Source organism: Paraburkholderia sp. BCC1885 (genome assembly GCF_900996235.1).
Taxonomy (GTDB): domain Bacteria; phylum Pseudomonadota; class Gammaproteobacteria; order Burkholderiales; family Burkholderiaceae; genus Paraburkholderia.
Window position 1 is genome coordinate 1 of record NZ_CAAJGM010000139.1, and the last position, 465, is coordinate 465.

At 71.4% G+C, this 465-nt stretch carries 1 pseudogene; it reads right to left on the minus strand.

The features are described from left to right. Positions 1–163: 163 nt before the first annotated feature. A pseudogene (locus FQ755_RS14315) lies at positions 164–465 on the minus strand (hypothetical protein); the annotation flags it as partial.

A 465-nucleotide genomic window follows, 5' to 3' on the forward strand; every position in this document is an offset into this window, starting at 1 on the left:
GGCCGGCACTCGCGCCCGTGCCGGGCAGCGCCTCGGCGGGACGTTCGTAGCGAACGGGGCCGCGTCGCGACGGAAGCCCACGCCTCGCTTAATCCCGCCTCAGCGGCCCGCTCGCAGTGGGTGATTCCGCGAGGCCGATCAACCCGGCAAGCCCGCCCTCGTCTCATCCGCCCTCAGCGACGCGGCTGCGGCAGCGCCGGAAACTCGCCGCCCGGCTCGGGCTTGCCGCCGGAACCGGCGTGCCCACCACGTAGAGCATCAGCAGGCCGACGATCAGCGTCGACAGCAGCGGGATGATCAGCACCGGCTTCAGCCCTTCCAGGTTGCGGTGCAGCCGCAGGTCGCGATTGATCAGCAGTGCCGCGTAACCGGCCAGGAAGCCCGACATGATGCCGCCGAGAAAACCGGCGCCGAGGCTCGCGGCCAGCATCCCGCCGACCATGCCGGGCGTGACGCTGGTCAATC